The organism is Streptomyces sp. NBC_00440 (assembly GCF_036014215.1).
In the GTDB taxonomy this organism is placed as follows: Bacteria; Actinomycetota; Actinomycetes; order Streptomycetales; family Streptomycetaceae; genus Streptomyces.
The window spans coordinates 1276507-1292111 of sequence record NZ_CP107921.1 but is presented as its reverse complement, the minus strand read 5'-3'; the positions used below and the strand labels follow the sequence as shown (position 1 = coordinate 1292111).

At 68.7% G+C, this 15605-nt stretch carries 16 protein-coding genes; 15 read left to right on the top strand and 1 reads right to left on the bottom strand.

Annotated elements, in window-relative coordinates; translation table 11 throughout:
- The first annotated feature begins 192 nt into the window (after window positions 1–192).
- The 5 genes from arc (at window position 193) to prcA (ending at window position 5917) form a co-directional block, all read left to right on the top strand.
- The gene (gene arc, locus OHB13_RS05795) at window positions 193–1959 is read left to right on the top strand and encodes a proteasome ATPase (protein WP_266858700.1); all 1767 of its coding nucleotides are present in this window, start codon (window positions 193–195) and stop codon (window positions 1957–1959) included.
- A 235-nt stretch (window positions 1960–2194) separates the two neighbouring features.
- A complete protein-coding gene (gene dop, locus OHB13_RS05790; RefSeq protein WP_328376058.1) occupies window positions 2195–3706 on the top strand; it encodes a depupylase/deamidase Dop in 1512 nt (503 codons plus the stop codon).
- A 206-nt stretch (window positions 3707–3912) separates the two neighbouring features.
- On the top strand, window positions 3913–4131 hold the full coding sequence (locus OHB13_RS05785; RefSeq protein WP_164263898.1) for a ubiquitin-like protein Pup: 219 nt from the start codon (window positions 3913–3915) through the stop codon (window positions 4129–4131).
- A gap of 147 nt (window positions 4132–4278) precedes the next feature.
- A complete protein-coding gene (gene prcB, locus OHB13_RS05780) occupies window positions 4279–5124 on the top strand; it encodes a proteasome subunit beta (protein WP_266858704.1) in 846 nt (281 codons plus the stop codon).
- Between the two features lie 46 nt (window positions 5125–5170).
- A complete protein-coding gene (gene prcA / locus OHB13_RS05775) occupies window positions 5171–5917 on the top strand; it encodes a proteasome subunit alpha (protein WP_266858707.1) in 747 nt (248 codons plus the stop codon).
- 235 nt (window positions 5918–6152) lie between these two features.
- Here the strand turns inward: prcA and OHB13_RS05770 are convergent, their stop codons facing one another.
- Window positions 6153–7193 (bottom strand): LacI family DNA-binding transcriptional regulator, encoded by a 1041-nt coding sequence (locus tag OHB13_RS05770; protein WP_328376055.1) that lies wholly within the window; start codon window positions 7191–7193, stop codon window positions 6153–6155.
- 124 nt (window positions 7194–7317) lie between these two features.
- Here OHB13_RS05770 and OHB13_RS05765 point away from each other — a divergent pair, with 124 nt between their 5' ends.
- From OHB13_RS05765 to tatC, 10 genes are all read left to right on the top strand, one after another.
- Entirely contained in the window at window positions 7318–8577 is a 1260-nt protein-coding gene (locus OHB13_RS05765; RefSeq protein WP_328376053.1) for an MFS transporter, read from the top strand.
- Between the two features lie 9 nt (window positions 8578–8586).
- Window positions 8587–9948, top strand: a complete 1362-nt coding sequence (pafA, locus tag OHB13_RS05760) for a Pup--protein ligase (RefSeq protein ID WP_266858713.1) — start codon at window positions 8587–8589, stop codon at window positions 9946–9948.
- Window positions 9949–10083: 135 nt separating this feature from the next.
- Window positions 10084–11085, top strand: a complete 1002-nt coding sequence (locus tag OHB13_RS05755) for an FKBP-type peptidyl-prolyl cis-trans isomerase (protein WP_266858715.1) — start codon at window positions 10084–10086, stop codon at window positions 11083–11085.
- A 42-nt stretch (window positions 11086–11127) separates the two neighbouring features.
- Window positions 11128–11499 carry an FKBP-type peptidyl-prolyl cis-trans isomerase gene (locus tag OHB13_RS05750; protein ID WP_266858717.1) on the top strand — a complete coding sequence of 124 codons (372 nt, stop codon included), beginning with the start codon at window positions 11128–11130 and terminating at the stop codon, window positions 11497–11499.
- Window positions 11500–11671: 172 nt separating this feature from the next.
- Window positions 11672–12628 carry a helix-turn-helix transcriptional regulator gene (locus tag OHB13_RS05745; RefSeq protein WP_266858719.1) on the top strand — a complete coding sequence of 319 codons (957 nt, stop codon included), beginning with the start codon at window positions 11672–11674 and terminating at the stop codon, window positions 12626–12628.
- Between the two features lie 7 nt (window positions 12629–12635).
- Window positions 12636–13592 (top strand): helix-turn-helix transcriptional regulator, encoded by a 957-nt coding sequence (locus tag OHB13_RS05740; RefSeq protein ID WP_266858721.1) that lies wholly within the window; start codon window positions 12636–12638, stop codon window positions 13590–13592.
- A gap of 23 nt (window positions 13593–13615) precedes the next feature.
- Entirely contained in the window at window positions 13616–13861 is a 246-nt protein-coding gene (locus OHB13_RS05735) for a hypothetical protein (RefSeq protein WP_266858723.1), read from the top strand.
- Window positions 13862–13870: 9 nt separating this feature from the next.
- A complete protein-coding gene (locus OHB13_RS05730; RefSeq protein WP_328376048.1) occupies window positions 13871–14068 on the top strand; it encodes a hypothetical protein in 198 nt (65 codons plus the stop codon).
- A 208-nt stretch (window positions 14069–14276) separates the two neighbouring features.
- The gene (tatA, locus tag OHB13_RS05725; protein WP_266858727.1) at window positions 14277–14564 is read left to right on the top strand and encodes a Sec-independent protein translocase subunit TatA; all 288 of its coding nucleotides are present in this window, start codon (window positions 14277–14279) and stop codon (window positions 14562–14564) included.
- A gap of 61 nt (window positions 14565–14625) precedes the next feature.
- A complete protein-coding gene (tatC, locus tag OHB13_RS05720; protein WP_266858729.1) occupies window positions 14626–15591 on the top strand; it encodes a twin-arginine translocase subunit TatC in 966 nt (321 codons plus the stop codon).
- Window positions 15592–15605 lie beyond the last annotated feature (14 nt).

Below are 15605 nucleotides of genomic sequence, written 5' to 3'. Positions count from 1 at the left end.
GGTGTTGAACACTTCGACGATACAACCGGCCGCTTTCCGATGTTGTTGGGTGGGTATTCCCAAGGCGTGAGGGAGTACGCAAGGGTGAAGATCAGACACACCCCGACGGTCTTTGTGATCTAGGGGTTTCAATCACCAGCCGCCCAGGTAGGGTCAGGAAGCGTCCAGCTCCCCTTGGAGGAGGTGAGGACCGTGGCAGCCCACGACGACGACATCAACCGCGGCACCCGGCCCGCGCGAGGGTCCGAGGACCCCGCCGGCCAGGTTGCCTATCTCGAGCAGGAAATCGCCGTCCTGCGCCGCAAGCTCGCCGACTCTCCGCGTCATACGAGGATTCTCGAAGAGCGGATCGTCGAGCTGCAGACCAACCTGGCAGGCGTGTCCGCGCAGAACGAGCGGCTCGCCAATACACTCCGTGAGGCCCGCGACCAGATCGTGGCCCTCAAGGAGGAGGTCGACCGGCTCGCACAGCCGCCGGCCGGCTTCGGTGTCTTCCTGCAGGCCAATGAGGACGGGACCTGCGACATCTTCACCGGGGGCCGCAAGCTCCGGGTGAACGTGAGTCCCAGCGTCGAGCTCGAAGAGCTCAGGCGCGGCCAGGAAGTCATGCTCAACGAAGCGCTCAACGTGGTCGAGGCCATGGAATTCGAGCGCGCCGGGGACATCGTCACCCTCAAGGAGATCCTTGAGGACGGCGAGCGCGCCCTGGTGATCGGGCACACCGACGAGGAACGGGTGGTGCGGCTCGCCGAGCCGCTGCTGGACATCACCATCCGCCCCGGCGACGCCCTGCTGCTCGACTCCAGGTCCGGTTACGTCTATGAAGTCGTGCCGAAGAGCGAGGTCGAGGAGCTCGTCCTCGAAGAGGTCCCGGACATCGACTACGACAAGATCGGCGGCCTGGGCGACCAGATCGAGCTGATCCGCGACGCGGTCGAGCTTCCGTACCTCCACCCCGACCTCTTCAAGGAGCACGAGCTGCGGCCGCCGAAGGGCATCCTGCTCTACGGTCCGCCCGGCTGCGGCAAGACTCTCATTGCCAAGGCCGTCGCCAACTCCCTTGCCAAGAAAGTCGCCGAGGTCACCGGCCAGCCCGCGGGGAAGAGCTACTTCCTCAACATCAAGGGCCCCGAACTCCTCAACAAGTACGTCGGTGAGACCGAGCGGCACATCCGCCTGGTCTTCCAGCGTGCCCGGGAGAAGGCGAGCGAGGGCACCCCTGTCATCGTCTTCTTCGACGAGATGGAATCCCTCTTCCGCACCCGTGGATCAGGCGTCAGCTCGGACGTGGAGAACACCATCGTCCCGCAGCTGCTCGCCGAGATCGACGGTGTGGAGGGCCTGGAGAACGTCATCGTCATCGGCGCCTCCAACCGCGAGGACATGATCGACCCGGCGATCCTGCGGCCGGGCCGGCTCGACGTCAAGATCAAGATCGAGCGTCCGGACGCGGAGGCGGCGAAGGATATCTTCGCCAAGTACCTGCGGTCGTCGCTGCCGCTGCACACGGACGACCTGGCCGAACACCGGGAGAACCCCGATGTCACGGTCAGCGCCATGATCCAGTCCGTCGTGGAGCGGATGTACACGGAGTCCGAGGAGAACCGCTTCCTCGAAGTCACGTACGCCAACGGCGACAAGGAAGTCCTCTACTTCAAGGACTTCAACTCCGGCGCGATGATCCAGAACATCGTCGACCGGGCCAAGAAGATGGCCATCAAGGCCTTCCTCGACCAGGGACAGAAGGGTCTGCGGGTCTCCCATCTCCTCCAGGCATGTGTGGATGAGTTCAAGGAGAACGAGGACCTGCCGAACACCACCAACCCCGACGACTGGGCCCGTATCTCCGGCAAGAAGGGCGAGCGGATCGTATTCATCCGCACCCTTGTCACCGGAAAGCAGGGCGCGGACACCGGGCGCTCCATCGACACGGTGGCGAACACCGGTCAGTACCTGTAAAAGACAGGGCGGCTGCGGGTCCCCCGGCGGGCACCCGCAGCCGCCGTGTTTTCCGGCCTTCGGCCGCAAGGACAGCAATGCCTGTAATGATCTCCCCAGCGGCGCAATGGCGTTCTACGCTCTTCGGTATCACCGAGTCGCGCAGTGCGGGGAAGGGCAACCGCACACGCACCGGAGAAGCAGCGGTACTTGAGCGACGTTCCCGCGAGGGGCGCTGCCGGGCAAGGAGGGCCGCATGACCGTACGGCGGGTAATGGGCATCGAGACGGAGTACGGCATCTCTGTTCCGGGCCACCCGAACGCCAATGCCATGCTCACCTCGTCCCAGATCGTCAACGCCTACGCGGCGGCGATGCACCGGGCGCGCCGCGCCCGCTGGGACTTCGAGGAGGAGAATCCGCTGCGGGACGCGCGAGGCTTCGACCTCGCCCGGGAGACCGCGGACACCAGCCAGCTGACCGACGAGGACATCGGCCTGGCCAATGTGATCCTCACCAACGGGGCGCGCCTCTACGTCGACCACGCCCACCCGGAGTACAGCTCCCCGGAAATCACCAATCCGCGCGACGCCGTGCTCTGGGACAAGGCGGGCGAGCGGATCATGGCGGAGGCCGCCGAACGGGCCGCCGAGATCCCGGGTGCGCAGCCGATCCACCTGTACAAGAACAACACCGACAACAAGGGCGCCTCGTACGGGACGCACGAGAACTACCTGATGAAGCGGGAGACCCCCTTCTCGGACATCGTGCGCCATCTGACCCCCTTCTTTGTCTCCCGCCAGGTGGTGACCGGGGCCGGCCGCGTCGGGATCGGCCAGGACGGCCACGAGCACGGCTTCCAGATCAGCCAGCGCGCGGACTACTTCGAGGTCGAGGTCGGCCTGGAGACCACGCTCAAGCGGCCGATCATCAACACCCGCGACGAACCGCACTCGGACGCCGAGAAGTACCGCCGCCTCCATGTGATCATCGGCGACGCGAACCTCTCGGAGATCTCGACCTACCTCAAACTGGGCACGACCTCGCTGGTGCTCGCGATGATCGAGGACGGGTTCATCAAGGTGGACCTCGCGGTCGACCAGCCGGTGCGCACCCTCCACCAGGTCTCGCACGACCCCGGCCTCCAGCAGCTGGTCACGCTGCGCAGCGGCCGCACCCTCACCGCAGTACAGCTCCAGATGGAGTACTTCGAGCTGGCACGGAAGTACGTCGAGGAGCGGTACGGCGCGGACGCCGACGAGCAGACCAGGGACATCCTGGGCCGCTGGGAGGACGTGCTGAACCGGCTGGAGAACAACCCGATGAGCCTGTCGGGGGAACTCGACTGGATCACGAAGCAGGAGATCCTGGAGGGTTACCGCCGCCGGGACGGTGTCGACTGGGACGCGGCCAGGCTCCATCTGGTGGACCTGCAGTACGCGGACGTCCGGCCCGAGAAGGGGCTGTACAACCGTCTGGTGGCCCGCGGGAAGATGAAGCGGCTGCTGGACGAGCCGACGGTCGTACGGGCTGCTGCGAACCCGCCGGAGGACACCAGGGCCTATTTCCGGGGCCGCTGTCTCGAACAGTACGCGGACGACGTCGCCGCGGCCTCCTGGGACTCCGTGATCTTCGACCTGCCGGGCTATGACTCGCTGCAACGGGTGCCGACGCTGGAGCCGCTGCGCGGGACCCGTAACCACGTCAAGGAGCTGCTGGACCGGTGCCGGACGGCGGAGGACCTGGTCCGAGTGCTGCAGGGCGGCTGAAAAGCCCCGCTGGTGGGAATCATCAGGGTAGGCCCCGGACGTTGAGGAAAGTGCGGGGCCAATGTCGGACCCCGCTTGTAGTGTCTGATCAAGCGGATCCGATCATGCTTCTGACCGGGGCGGGCCGATCCGTTCGTTCCAGTCAGCTCCAGTCAGTTCCAGTCCGTTTCAGCTTCAACAACATCGAACCGAGCGGGGTGAGGTAGATGGCGACCAAGGACACCGGCGGCGGGCAGCAGAAGGCGACGCGCTCCACCGAGGAGACCGAGGAGCAGGCGCCTGAGGCGCAGGGCTCCGAGGACCTCAAGGAGCGCCAGGAGAAGCTCTCGGACGACGTCGACTCCGTTCTGGACGAGATCGACGACGTGCTTGAGGAGAACGCCGAGGACTTCGTTCGGTCATTTGTTCAAAAGGGTGGCGAGTAGACCCTGTTGTCCGTGGCCGGTGCGGCCGGCGCAAGCCGTTCGTACCGGGGCGGATGACCGGCGCGGGCGCGGGTAAGGTCCGTTCACAGTCCGCAAGATCGGCCCGGCCTCCAGAAGGCGGGCCGCCGCCCATCCGGAAGGAAACGCGTGGAAGCCAACCCTCGTAGCACCGGGCGTCTGCCGGCCGCTTTCCTGACGCCGGGGTCCTCCTCGTTCATGGACTTCCTGTCCGACCACTCGCCGGAAATCCTGCCGGGCAGGCGGCCGTTGCCGCCCACCCAGGGGCCGGTCGAGGCGCCGCACGGGACGACCATCGTCGCCGCGACCTTCCCCGGCGGGGTCGTCCTCGCCGGAGACCGGCGCGCGACCATGGGGAACATGATCGCTCAGCGCGACATCGAAAAGGTCTTCCCGGCCGACGAGTACTCGGCGGTCGGGATCGCGGGTACGGCCGGTCTCGCCGTCGAAATGGTCAAGCTGTTCCAGCTCGAACTGGAGCACTTCGAGAAGGTCGAGGGCGCCACCCTCTCCCTGGAGGGCAAGGCCAACCGGCTCTCCACCATGATCCGGGGCAATCTCTCCATGGCGATGCAGGGCCTCGCCGTGGTGCCGCTCTTCGCCGGGTACGACGTCGACCGCGAGGAGGGCCGGATCTTCTCCTACGACGTCACGGGCGGCCGCTCCGAGGAGCGCGGCTACGCCTCCACGGGCTCCGGCTCGATCTTCGCGCGCGGCTCCATGAAGAAGCTCTACCGCGACGACCTGACGGAGCAGCAGGCCACCACCCTGGTCGTACAGGCGCTGTACGACGCGGCCGACGACGACTCGGCGACCGGGGGGCCCGACGTGGCCCGCCGGATCTATCCGATCGTCACGGTCATCACCGACGAGGGCTGCCGCAGGCTGACCGATGAGGAGGGCTCCGAGCTCGCCCGTTCGATCCTGGCGCGGCGTCTCGAACAGCCCGACGGCCCGCGCGCCGAGCTGCTCTGAGGCCCTTCCGATGCACTCGTCACTGACAGAAAGGGACGGATAGCCGGTGTCGACGCCGTTCTATGTCTCACCTCAGCAGGCCATGGCCGACCGGGCGGAATACGCCCGGAAGGGCATCGCCCGTGGTCGCAGCCTGGTCGTGCTGCAGTACGCCGACGGCATCGTCTTCGTCGGCGAGAACCCGTCCCGTGCGCTGCACAAGTTCAGCGAGATCTACGACCGGATCGGCTTCGCGGCCGCCGGCAAGTACAACGAGTACGAGAATCTGCGGATCGGCGGTGTGCGCTACGCGGATCTGCGGGGCTACACCTACGACCGCGACGACGTGACGGCCCGCGGTCTGGCGAATGTGTACGCGCAGACGCTGGGCACGATCTTCTCCAGCGCGGCCGAGAAGCCGTACGAGGTGGAACTGGTGGTCGCCGAGGTCGGGTCCGAGCCCGACGGCGACCAGATCTACCGGCTGCCGCACGACGGATCGATCGTGGATGAGCACGGCTCGGTCGCGGTCGGCGGCAACGCCGAGACGATCAGCACCTTCCTGGACCAGCAGCACCGCGAGGGGATGACCCTCGCGGAGGCGCTCAAGCTGGCCGTGCAGGCGCTGTCCCGCGACACCAACGGAGGCGAGCGGGAGATCCCCGCCGAGCGCCTCGAAGTGGCGGTGCTGGACCGGACCCGGCCGCAGCAGCGCAAGTTCAAGCGCATCGTCGGCCGTCAGCTGGCCAGGCTGCTCGATGCGGACGACGCCGCGACCGCCGAGACGGATGCGCCGTCGGACGAGGACGAGTAGCTCCGGCTGCCGCCCGGTTACGCCTGTGCCCCGGTCCGCCTGTGCGGTCCGGGGCACGCGTATGTGGCTCCGCAGAGCGCCCGCGAGCAGAGATCGCACAAGGCAGAGCGCCCACTGGCAGAGATCCCGCTGCCAGAGCGCCCACGAGCCGACGCCCGTGAGCCGACGCCCGTGAGCCGGCGCCCACGAGCCGGCTTCCGCAGGCTCGCACCCGCAAGTCCCGGTTGCCCGGTCCTCAGCCCTGCGCCGGTGCCGGTGCCCGGGCCGTCGAGCCGCGTACGAGAAGGTCCACCGGCAGATCGCCGCCCTCGGGCCTGCGGCCGTCGAGCACGGCGAGCAGGGCCGCCATGCCGCGCCGGCCGATCTGCTCCGCGGGCAGGGCCACCGTCGTCAGCTCCGGTTCGATCGCGGTCGCGAGCGCCAGATCGTCGAAACCGGTGACGGAGAGATCCTCCGGCACCCGCAGCCCCAGCCGCCGCGCCGCCTTGCAGGCGCCCGCGGCCAGGATGTCGTCGTCGCAGATGACCGCGGTCGGCCGGGGACCGGGGCCGGTGAGCGCGTCCTCCGCCGCCTGCCGCGCGGCATCCACCGCCAGCGGGGCCGTGACGGTGCGGACTTCCGCGCCCCGCAGAGCCGACCGCAGGGCGGCGGCCCGGACGTCGAAGGTCCAGGAGTCGACCGCCGGTGCGAGATGGACGAATCTGCGGTGGCCCAGCGCGAGCAGATGGTCCGTCACCTGGCGCATCCCGTCCGCGATATCCAGATTCACATGGGCCGCGGCCCCCGACTGGTCCGGATCGCTGTCCAGCATGACCAGCGGCAGACCGGACTCCTGGATCGCGGCGAGCGCGCCGACAGCCATCGACGAGGCGATGACCCCGTCCAGCGCGGTCCGCGCCGAGCCGAAGGGATCCCGGGCCGGCCCCACGCCGTCGGGGGAGGGGTAGAGCACCACCCCGAAGCCGTGCTCGGCCGCTGTCGCCGCGGCGCCCGTGTAGACGCGGGCGAAGAACTCGGTGGTCAGCGCGGGGACGACCAGCAGCACGGTCCGGGTGCTGCCCAGACGCAGATCGCGGGCGGCGAGATTCGGCCGGTACCCCAGCTGCCCGGCCGCGTCGCGGACCAGCCCCGCCGTGCGCTCGGAGACCCGTCCGCGCCACTTGTCGCCGAGGACCAGCGAGACGGTGGCCTGCGAGACACCTGCGGCGCGGGCCACGTCACGGCTGGTGGGGCGGGCCGGAACCACTGGTTCCGGGCTCGTCGCTCGGGCGTCCACTCGGGCCTCCGTCCGGCCTGCTCCCGGCCGCGGTCATCTGGACTAGCGGTCTGCGCACATGGTACGTATGAGCCCAGACGTTATACGTAACACTCCGGTCGCGGCCGGGAGACAAGGGGCGGACATGGCCGCGGGATACGCGGAACTCTTCGGCACCAGGCATGTGACGCGGCTGCTCACCGGCACCCTCGTCGGCCGGCTGCCGAACGCGACAGCCGCCATCGCCGTAGTGCTCTTCGTCCGCGCCGAAGGCGGCAGCTACTCGCTCGCGGGGGCGCTCTCCGCCGTCTACGGGCTGGCCACCGCGGTCGGCCAGCCGCTGCTCGGCCGCGCCGTCGACCTGTACGGACAGCCCCGGGTGATGCTGCCGTCGGCGCTGGTGTCGGCCCTGGGCATGGTGCTCTTCGCCGTCGTCGGCACCGGTCCGCTCGCGCTCGCCGTCATCGCGATGCTGGTCGCCGGGCTCTTCACACCACCCCTGGAGGGCGGGCTGCGTGCCCTGTGGCCCAGTGTCCTGAAGCGTGAGGACCGGGTGCACGCCGCGTACGCGATGGACGCGGTGGCCCAGGAGGTGATGTTCACGGTCGGCCCGCTGCTGATCACCCTGGCGGTCTCGCTGTGGTCGGCGGCGACCGCGCTGGTGGCGGTCAACGCCCTCGGGGTGCTCGGGGCGCTCTCCGTCGTCGTGTCGGAGCCCTCGCGCACCTGGCGCTCCGCGCCCCGCGAGGCCCACTGGCTGGGCGCCCTGCGCTCGCCCGGGCTGCTCGCACTCCTCGGGGCGTTCTTCTTCGTCGGCCTGGCGCTGGGCTCGATCACGGTGGCCGCGATCGCCTACTCCGACGGGCACGGCGGCGACACGGCGTACGGCGTGCTGATGGCGGCGATCGGACTCGGCGCCCTCTTCGGCGGGCTGCTGTACGGCGCGCGGCAGTGGCCGGGCGCCGCGGAGAAGCGGCTGCGCGTCATCGTCGGGGCACTGGCGCTCTGTTATCTGCCCCTGATGCTGGTGCCCGGGGTGACCGCGATGTCCGTACTGATGACGGTGGCCGGTGTCTTCCTGGCTCCCGCCATCGCCTGCGCCTTCATCGTCGTCGACCGGCATGCCCCGCGCGGCACGGTCACCGAGGCGTTCTCCTGGCTGGTGACGACCTTCGGCGTCGGCGCCGCGCTGGGTACGGCTGTCGCAGGACCGGCCGTCGAGGCGGGCGGCGCGCCCGCCGGGTTCGCCGCCGCGGGAGGCGGCGGGATCGCCGCGCTGCTCGTCCTGCTGGCCACTCAGCGGGTCCTCGCAGCTCCCGGCGGTACCGGCTCCGTCGTGGCCGGTTCCGAAAATGATCGGAACGGGGCCGTCGAACCCGGTTTCAGGACAGGCCATCAGGCGTAATGTTCAGTCATGGACCGCCGCATTTTCGGGCTGGAGAACGAGTACGGCGTCACGTGCACATTCAGGGGACAGCGCCGACTGTCACCTGACGAAGTGGCGCGCTACCTCTTCCGCCGTGTTGTGTCATGGGGCCGCAGCAGCAACGTCTTTCTGCGGAACGGCGCCCGCCTCTACCTCGACGTGGGATCGCATCCGGAATACGCAACTCCCGAATGCGACAACGTGGCTGAACTGGTCACACACGACAAGGCGGGCGAGCGCATTCTCGAAGGCCTGCTCGTCGACGCCGAACGCCGCCTGCACGAGGAGGGAATCGCGGGCGACGTCTATCTCTTCAAGAACAACACCGACTCGGCGGGAAACTCCTACGGCTGCCACGAGAACTATCTCGTCGCCCGCCATGGGGAGTTCTCGCGGCTCGCGGACATTCTCATCCCCTTCCTCGTCACCCGCCAATTGCTCTGCGGCGCCGGAAAGGTGTTGCAGACACCGCGCGGAGCGGTTTTCTGCGTGAGCCAGCGGGCGGAGCACATCTGGGAGGGCGTCAGTTCCGCGACCACCCGTTCCCGTCCCATCATCAACACCCGTGACGAGCCGCACGCGGACGCCGAGCGCTACCGCAGGCTGCACGTCATCGTCGGTGACTCGAACATGTCCGAGACGACCATGCTGCTGAAGGTCGGCGCGACCGACCTCGTCCTGCGCATGATCGAGGCGGGCACGGTGATGCGTGATCTGACCCTGGAGAACCCGATCAGGGCCATCCGCGAGGTCAGCCACGACACCACGGGCCAGCGCAAGGTGCGCCTCGCCAGCGGGCGGGAGGCCTCGGCGCTCGAAGTCCAGCGCGAGTACTACGAGAAGGCCGTGGACTTCGTGGACCGCCGCGGCATCCGTACGGGCCAGGTCGAGCAGGTCCTGGAGCTCTGGGGCCGCACGCTCGACGCGATCGAGGAGGAGGACCTCGACAGGATCGGCACCGAGATCGACTGGGTGATGAAGTACAAGCTCATCGAGCGGTACCGGGACAAGCACAACATGACCATGTCGAATCCGAGGGTCGCTCAGATAGACCTCGCCTACCACGACATCCACCGCAGGCGCGGGCTGTACTACCTGCTGGAGAAGCGCGGACAGGCCGCGCGCATCTGTGAGGACCTGAAGATCTTCGAGGGCAAGTCGGTGCCCCCGCAGACCACTCGGGCGCGGCTGCGCGGGGACTTCATCCGCCGTGCCCAGGAGCAGCGCAGGGACTTCACCGTCGACTGGGTCCATCTCAAGCTCAACGACCAGGCGCAGCGCACCGTGCTCTGCAAGGACCCCTTCCGGTCGGTCGACGACAGGGTGGAGAAGCTGATCGCCGGGATGTGACCGTCCTCACCCCGGTCGCGCGAGGGCCCCGTACACATCAGTGCACGGGGCCCTCGCGCATGCCGTGAGCCCACATGGGGGACGCGGAGTCGTAGAGTGGCGGCCACTGACACCCCCACTACCCCGAGGACCACTGTGCGACGCCGTTTTGCTGCCTTGCTCATCGTGCCGGCCCTGGTACTGACCGCCTGCGGAGGTGGGTCCTCCAAGAAGACGGATGACTCGTCCTCACCGCCAGACCAGTCCGCGGCCACGGCCGTGCCCAAGCCGGTCGATTCGGCGTCCCCCCTGCCGACGGTCTCGGGCGGCGCGGGCAAGAAGGCGACCATCACGGTCCCCAAGAAGGACCCGAGCGGCAAGTTCGTCATCCACACTGTCTCCGAAGGCAGTGGCGCCGTGGTCAAGAAGAACGACCTGGTGATGGCCGACTTCACCGGCAAGGTCTGGAAGAGCGGCAAGGACATCGGCAGCTCGTTCGACAAGGGCGGCGCCCCGCAGCTCATCACCGCCGGTTCCAAGACGATCATCCCGGCCTTCGCCGACGCCGTCACCGGCCAGAAGATCGGCAGCCGGGTCCTGGTCGTCGCTCCGCCCAGCGCGGCCTTCGGCAGCCAGGGTCAGCAGCAGCTCGGTGTCACCGGCAAGGACACCCTGGTCTTCGCGCTGGACATCAAGAAGGTGATCCCGAAGAAGGTCGAGGGCACCCAGGCCCCCACCTCCTCCGACCTGCCCCAGGTCAAGGCGGACAAGGAAGCGCCCGCCACCATCTCCGTACCGAAGAGCGACCCGCCGACGAAGCTGGTCGACAAGGAGCTGATCCAGGGCAAGGGCGCCACGGTCAAGAAGGGCCAGACCGTCTACATGCAGTACAGCGGTGCTGCCTGGAAGCCCAACGAGGGCAAGTCCACCGCGACCCTGTTCGACTCGTCCTGGAAGAGCGGCACGCCGTTCCAGACGGCCATCGGTGAGGGCGCCGTCATCAAGGGCTGGGACCAGGGAATCGTCGGCAAGAAGGTCGGCAGCCGGGTCCTGCTGGTGATCCCGCCGTCGCTGGCGTACGGCGACAAGGCCCAGGGCACGACCCTGCCGGCCAAGTCGACGCTGGTCTTCGTCGTCGACATTCTGGCGGCAGTGTAAGACTGTCCCGGTTGCCCAGTACCAAGAAGTAGGAGCAATTACGTGAGCATCGACAAGCCCGAGGTCGACTTCCCGGGCGGCGAGCCGCCGGCCGAGCTGGAGATCAAGGAGATCTGGGAGGGCGACGGCGCCGTCGCCAAGGCCGGGGACAAGGTCAAGGTCCACTACGTGGGTGTGGCCTTCTCCACCGGTGAGGAGTTCGACGCGAGCTGGAACCGCGGCACCCCGCTGGAGTTCCAGCTCGGCGTCGGCCAGGTCATCTCCGGCTGGGACCAGGGTGTCCAGGGCATGAAGGTCGGCGGCCGCCGTCAGCTGACCATCCCCGCGCACCTCGCGTACGGAGACCAGGGCGCCGGCGGTCGTATCAAGCCGGGCGAGACGCTGATCTTCGTCTGTGACCTGGTCGCTGTCTGACCGGAACTGATCGTTTCCGAGGGTCCATGCCTGCCGGCATGGACCCTCGGCTTTTGACCGGGCACCCGGGAGCGGTACGGTCGGCGGTCGTGGAACGTCCCGCGTTCCACGTGCTGCGTTCTTCCCGGGGAATCGCCCCGGCGGACACTTCCGGACCCCAGAGAGGGCGTCGATGGCGATTGCCAAGGCCGAGCGGCTCATGAATCTGGCGCTGTGCCTGCTCGGAACCAGGCGACCCCTCAGCAAGCGTGAACTGCGGGGGTCCATCGAGGCGTATCTGGAAGCGGGGTCGGACGAGTCCTTCAACCGGATGTTCGAACGGGACAAGGACGATCTGCGTGAACTCGGCCTGGTCATCGAGACGGTCGAGAGTCTGGACGGGGACGCCGGATACCTGGCGCGCCGCGACAGCAACAGGCTTCCGCCGGTCGCACTCGACGCCGAGGAGGCCGCGGCGCTCGGACTGGCCGCCAAGGTCTGGCAGCAGGCGCGGCTGGCCGGCGCGGCCAGCGGCGCCCTGCAGAAACTCCGGGCCGCCGGAATGCCCGAGGCCGAGGACCCGTACGCCGTGCAGCACGGCGCCCTGGAACCGCGCATCCCGGTGCACGAGGCCGCGTTCGAGCCGCTGATGCTGGCCTGCCGCGACCGCCGCCCGGTCGTCTTCGACTACCGCAAGGCCAACGCGGCCCGCCCCGAGGCCCGTCAGGTCGAACCCTGGACGCTGGAGTGCTGGCGCGGCCACTGGTATCTCGCGGGCTGGGACCGTGAGCGCGGCGCCGAGCGGGTGTTCCGGCTCTCCCGTATCACCGGCAAAGTCCGTGCCAGGCCCGGTGCGTTCACCGCCGACGTGCCGGACGTGGTGACCGTACGCGAGACGGTGGAGACCTGGGCGGGCGAGACGGCGACCCGCAGCGCTCGGATCAGGCTGCGCTCCGGCGCCGGTTACCCGCTGCGCTCGCGCGCCACCGCCGTCCGGGAACTCGGCGACGGATGGGACGAGTTGGAGATTCCGTACGGACACGGCCTGGACGCCTGGCTGGTGGAGTTCGGCCCCGACGTGATCGTGCTGGACCCCGCGGATCTGCGGGCCGACGTGGTGGACCGGCTGCGCGCCGTGGCCAAGGACTGAGGAGCACGTGGCTACGAACGCGATCGACCAGACCCGCCGGATGCTGTCCCTGGTGACCTATCTGCGCGAGCGCCCCGGTGCCCGTGTCGGGGATGTCGCGCGGGCCTTCGGCATCACCGAGGACGAGCTGATCTCGGACCTGGACGTGCTGCCCATGTGCGGGACGAGCTTCCGCGGCGGCGACCTCCTCGACATCGACACCGACGGCGAGTCCATCTGGTGGCACAACGCCGACGATGTCGCCGCGCCGCTGCGGCTCGCCGCCGACGAGGCCACGGCCCTGCTGGTGGCAGCGCGTGCAGTGGCGACCCTGCCGGGGCTCCGCGAGGGAGACCGGCAGGCGCTGCTGCGGGCCACCGCGAAGCTGGAGGCCGCGGCCGGCGAGGTGGCGGGCGCCAGCTCCCGGCTCTCGGTGACCTTCGAGTCCGAGGGCGGTGTGTTCGCCGACGTGGACCGGGCCATCTCGGAGCGGCGCAGGCTCTGGCTGCGGTACTACTCGCCGGCCCGCGACGAGCTCACCGAGCGTGAGGTCGACCCGATCAGGCTCTTCGCCGTCGGCCATACGTACATGGAGGCCTGGTGCTACCTCTCCGAGGCCCGTCGCACCTTCCGGCTGGACCGGGTGGCCGGGATCCGGCTGCTCGACGAGCCCTCCGCGCCGCCCGAGCTCGAACTGCGTGACCTGTCGGCGGGGCTCGTCCAGCCCGCGGCCGAGGACCCGGAGGTCGTGGTCGAGACCGGCCCCGGCGGCCGCTGGGTCGCCGAGTACTACCCCCACGACAGCGCGGAGGAGCTCGCCGACGGCGGGCTGCGCATCACTCTGCGCACCCCCGACCCCGCCTCGCTGCGCAGGCTCGCCCTGCGGCTCGGCCGGGACGGGCGCATCGTCTCGCCGGGTGACCTGGCGGCCAGCGCACGTCTCGCGGCCCGTGAGGCCCTCGCCGCCTATGACGGGCAGGAGTAGAGGAGTTGAGGAATATGTCGGTTATGCCCGGATTTTCCGCGCAAGTGGGCCCGGTCATCTTCCGGGCCGCCTGCCCGGACTGCCGCAGCCGGTTCGAGCTGGCCGCGGGTGCGCTCCGGCTGGCGATCGGCGCCAGCCGGCGTACCACCTTCTACTCCTTCACCTGCCCCGACTGCGGGTCGTCGGTGCGCAAGCCGGCCGGTGAGCGGATCGTCGAACTCCTCACCGGCGGAGGCGTGCGGACGCTGCGCCTCCACTCCACTGTCTAGGAAGTTCACATGTTCTGGCCGATGACCGCGATCGCTCTGGGGTTCCTCGGAATCGCCGTGCTCGGTGTGCTCGCCATCAGGGTTTTCGTCGAGGCCCAGCGCCTCGGCGGCGAAGTGGCGCGCGCCACACAGCAGATCAGTAAGGCCTCCGAGGGGCTGGAGCGCGCGGCCACGGGGCTCGCGCGGAGCGGCGAAAGTTTGCGATAGAGGCACTCGGCTCTGCTGCCGGGCCGTTTCGAGCGGTACGCTGCTGGTCGCGGGCTCGGGAGCGAGGTACGGGCCGCAAGCGCGAGTCTGCACAGGGATTGCCCTGCGTTTACCCCCGCGGGTTACGATCGCTGCCAGCACGACGACCGGACGCCTGTCCGATCGGTCGGCAGCCCCACCCAGCCGCCTCGGTGAGAAGGTACAGCTTATGTTCGGAAGGCTCGGCGCCCCCGAGATCATCCTGATCCTCGTCGTCATCGTCCTGCTGTTCGGTGCGAAGAAGCTTCCGGACATGGCCCGTTCGCTGGGCAAGTCCGCCCGCATCCTCAAGAGCGAGGCCAAGGCGATGAAGTCGGAGGGCCAGCAGACCGCCCCCGCCGACCCGCCGCAGGACACCAACGGCCAGACCGACGTCCCGCGTACGATCCAGGCCGCTCCGGGAGACGTGACCAGCGCCCGTCCCGTGACCGAGCCGTCGGACTCGACCAAGCGCTGACAACCGGGCCGGAGCGGGCTCCGCGGTGAGCGGCAGCCCGCCGCACAGATGAGGACGTGGGTTGCTCGTGTCTGCCCGCAAAGTGGATAGGGATCCCGATGGGCGTATGCCCCTCGTGGAGCACCTGCGTGAGCTGCGCAATCGCCTGGCGAAGGCGATTCTGGCGATCATCGTGGTCACGATAATCGCCGCTTTCTTCTACGACGACATCATCAACTTCTTCACCCGCCCGGTGCTGCACTCGGTCGGCTGCCCGACAGCCTTCGCCGATCTCGCCACCCAGCCGAAGGGCACGACCTGCGCGCAGATCACGCTCAACGGCCTGCTCGGGCCCTTCACGCTCTCGCTGAAGGTCTCGCTCATGGCCGGAGTCGTGGGAGCGTCACCGATCTGGCTCTACCAGCTGTGGGCATTTCTCGCCCCGGGTCTGCACAAGAGCGAGAAGCGCTACACGCTCGGTTTTGTCGGGGCCGGAGTCCCGCTCTTCCTCTGTGGTGCCCTCTTCGCCTACGAGGTACTCCCGACCACCGCCAAGGTGCTGATCAACTTCACGCCTTTCGGGGTGAAGAACCTCCTGCCGCTCGACGATCTGCTCGATCTCGTCACGCGTATGGTCGTCGTCTTCGGTCTCGCGTTCGAGCTGCCACTGCTGCTCGTGATGCTCAACTTCGCCGGGATCGTCACCGGGAAGCGGATGCTCGGCTGGTGGCGCGGCATGGTCCTCGGGATCACCGTGTTCGCGGCGGTCGCCACGCCGAGTACGGACCCGCTCTCGATGCTGGCGCTGTCCGCCCCGATCTGGGTCCTCTACTTCGTCGCCACCGGCGTCTCGATCCTGAACGACAGGCGGCGCAGGCTCCGTGCCGAGGAGGGCCCCGGCGACGACGAGGCATCCGAGCTCGACCTCACCCCCGAGGACATAGGAGAGGTCGAGACCGTGCCCGCGTCCCGGGTGCCGGGACAGGCCGGCAGTGAGACGGACGGTTCCAGCCCCCGTGGTCTGGGCGGTTACGACGACGTGACCTGACCTTGTAGGGTCCG

Coding starts and splice junctions, on each gene's coding strand:
- OHB13_RS05735 (WP_266858723.1), top strand. CDS start 13,616: ATGCCCGGATTTTCCGCGCAAGTGGGCCCGGTCATCTTCCGGGCCGCC.
- dop (WP_328376058.1), top strand. CDS start 2,195: ATGACCGTACGGCGGGTAATGGGCATCGAGACGGAGTACGGCATCTCT.
- OHB13_RS05785 (WP_164263898.1), top strand. CDS start 3,913: ATGGCGACCAAGGACACCGGCGGCGGGCAGCAGAAGGCGACGCGCTCC.
- tatA (WP_266858727.1), top strand. CDS start 14,277: ATGTTCGGAAGGCTCGGCGCCCCCGAGATCATCCTGATCCTCGTCGTC.
- OHB13_RS05745 (WP_266858719.1), top strand. CDS start 11,672: ATGGCGATTGCCAAGGCCGAGCGGCTCATGAATCTGGCGCTGTGCCTG.
- OHB13_RS05765 (WP_328376053.1), top strand. CDS start 7,318: ATGGCCGCGGGATACGCGGAACTCTTCGGCACCAGGCATGTGACGCGG.
- OHB13_RS05730 (WP_328376048.1), top strand. CDS start 13,871: ATGTTCTGGCCGATGACCGCGATCGCTCTGGGGTTCCTCGGAATCGCC.
- pafA (WP_266858713.1), top strand. CDS start 8,587: ATGGACCGCCGCATTTTCGGGCTGGAGAACGAGTACGGCGTCACGTGC.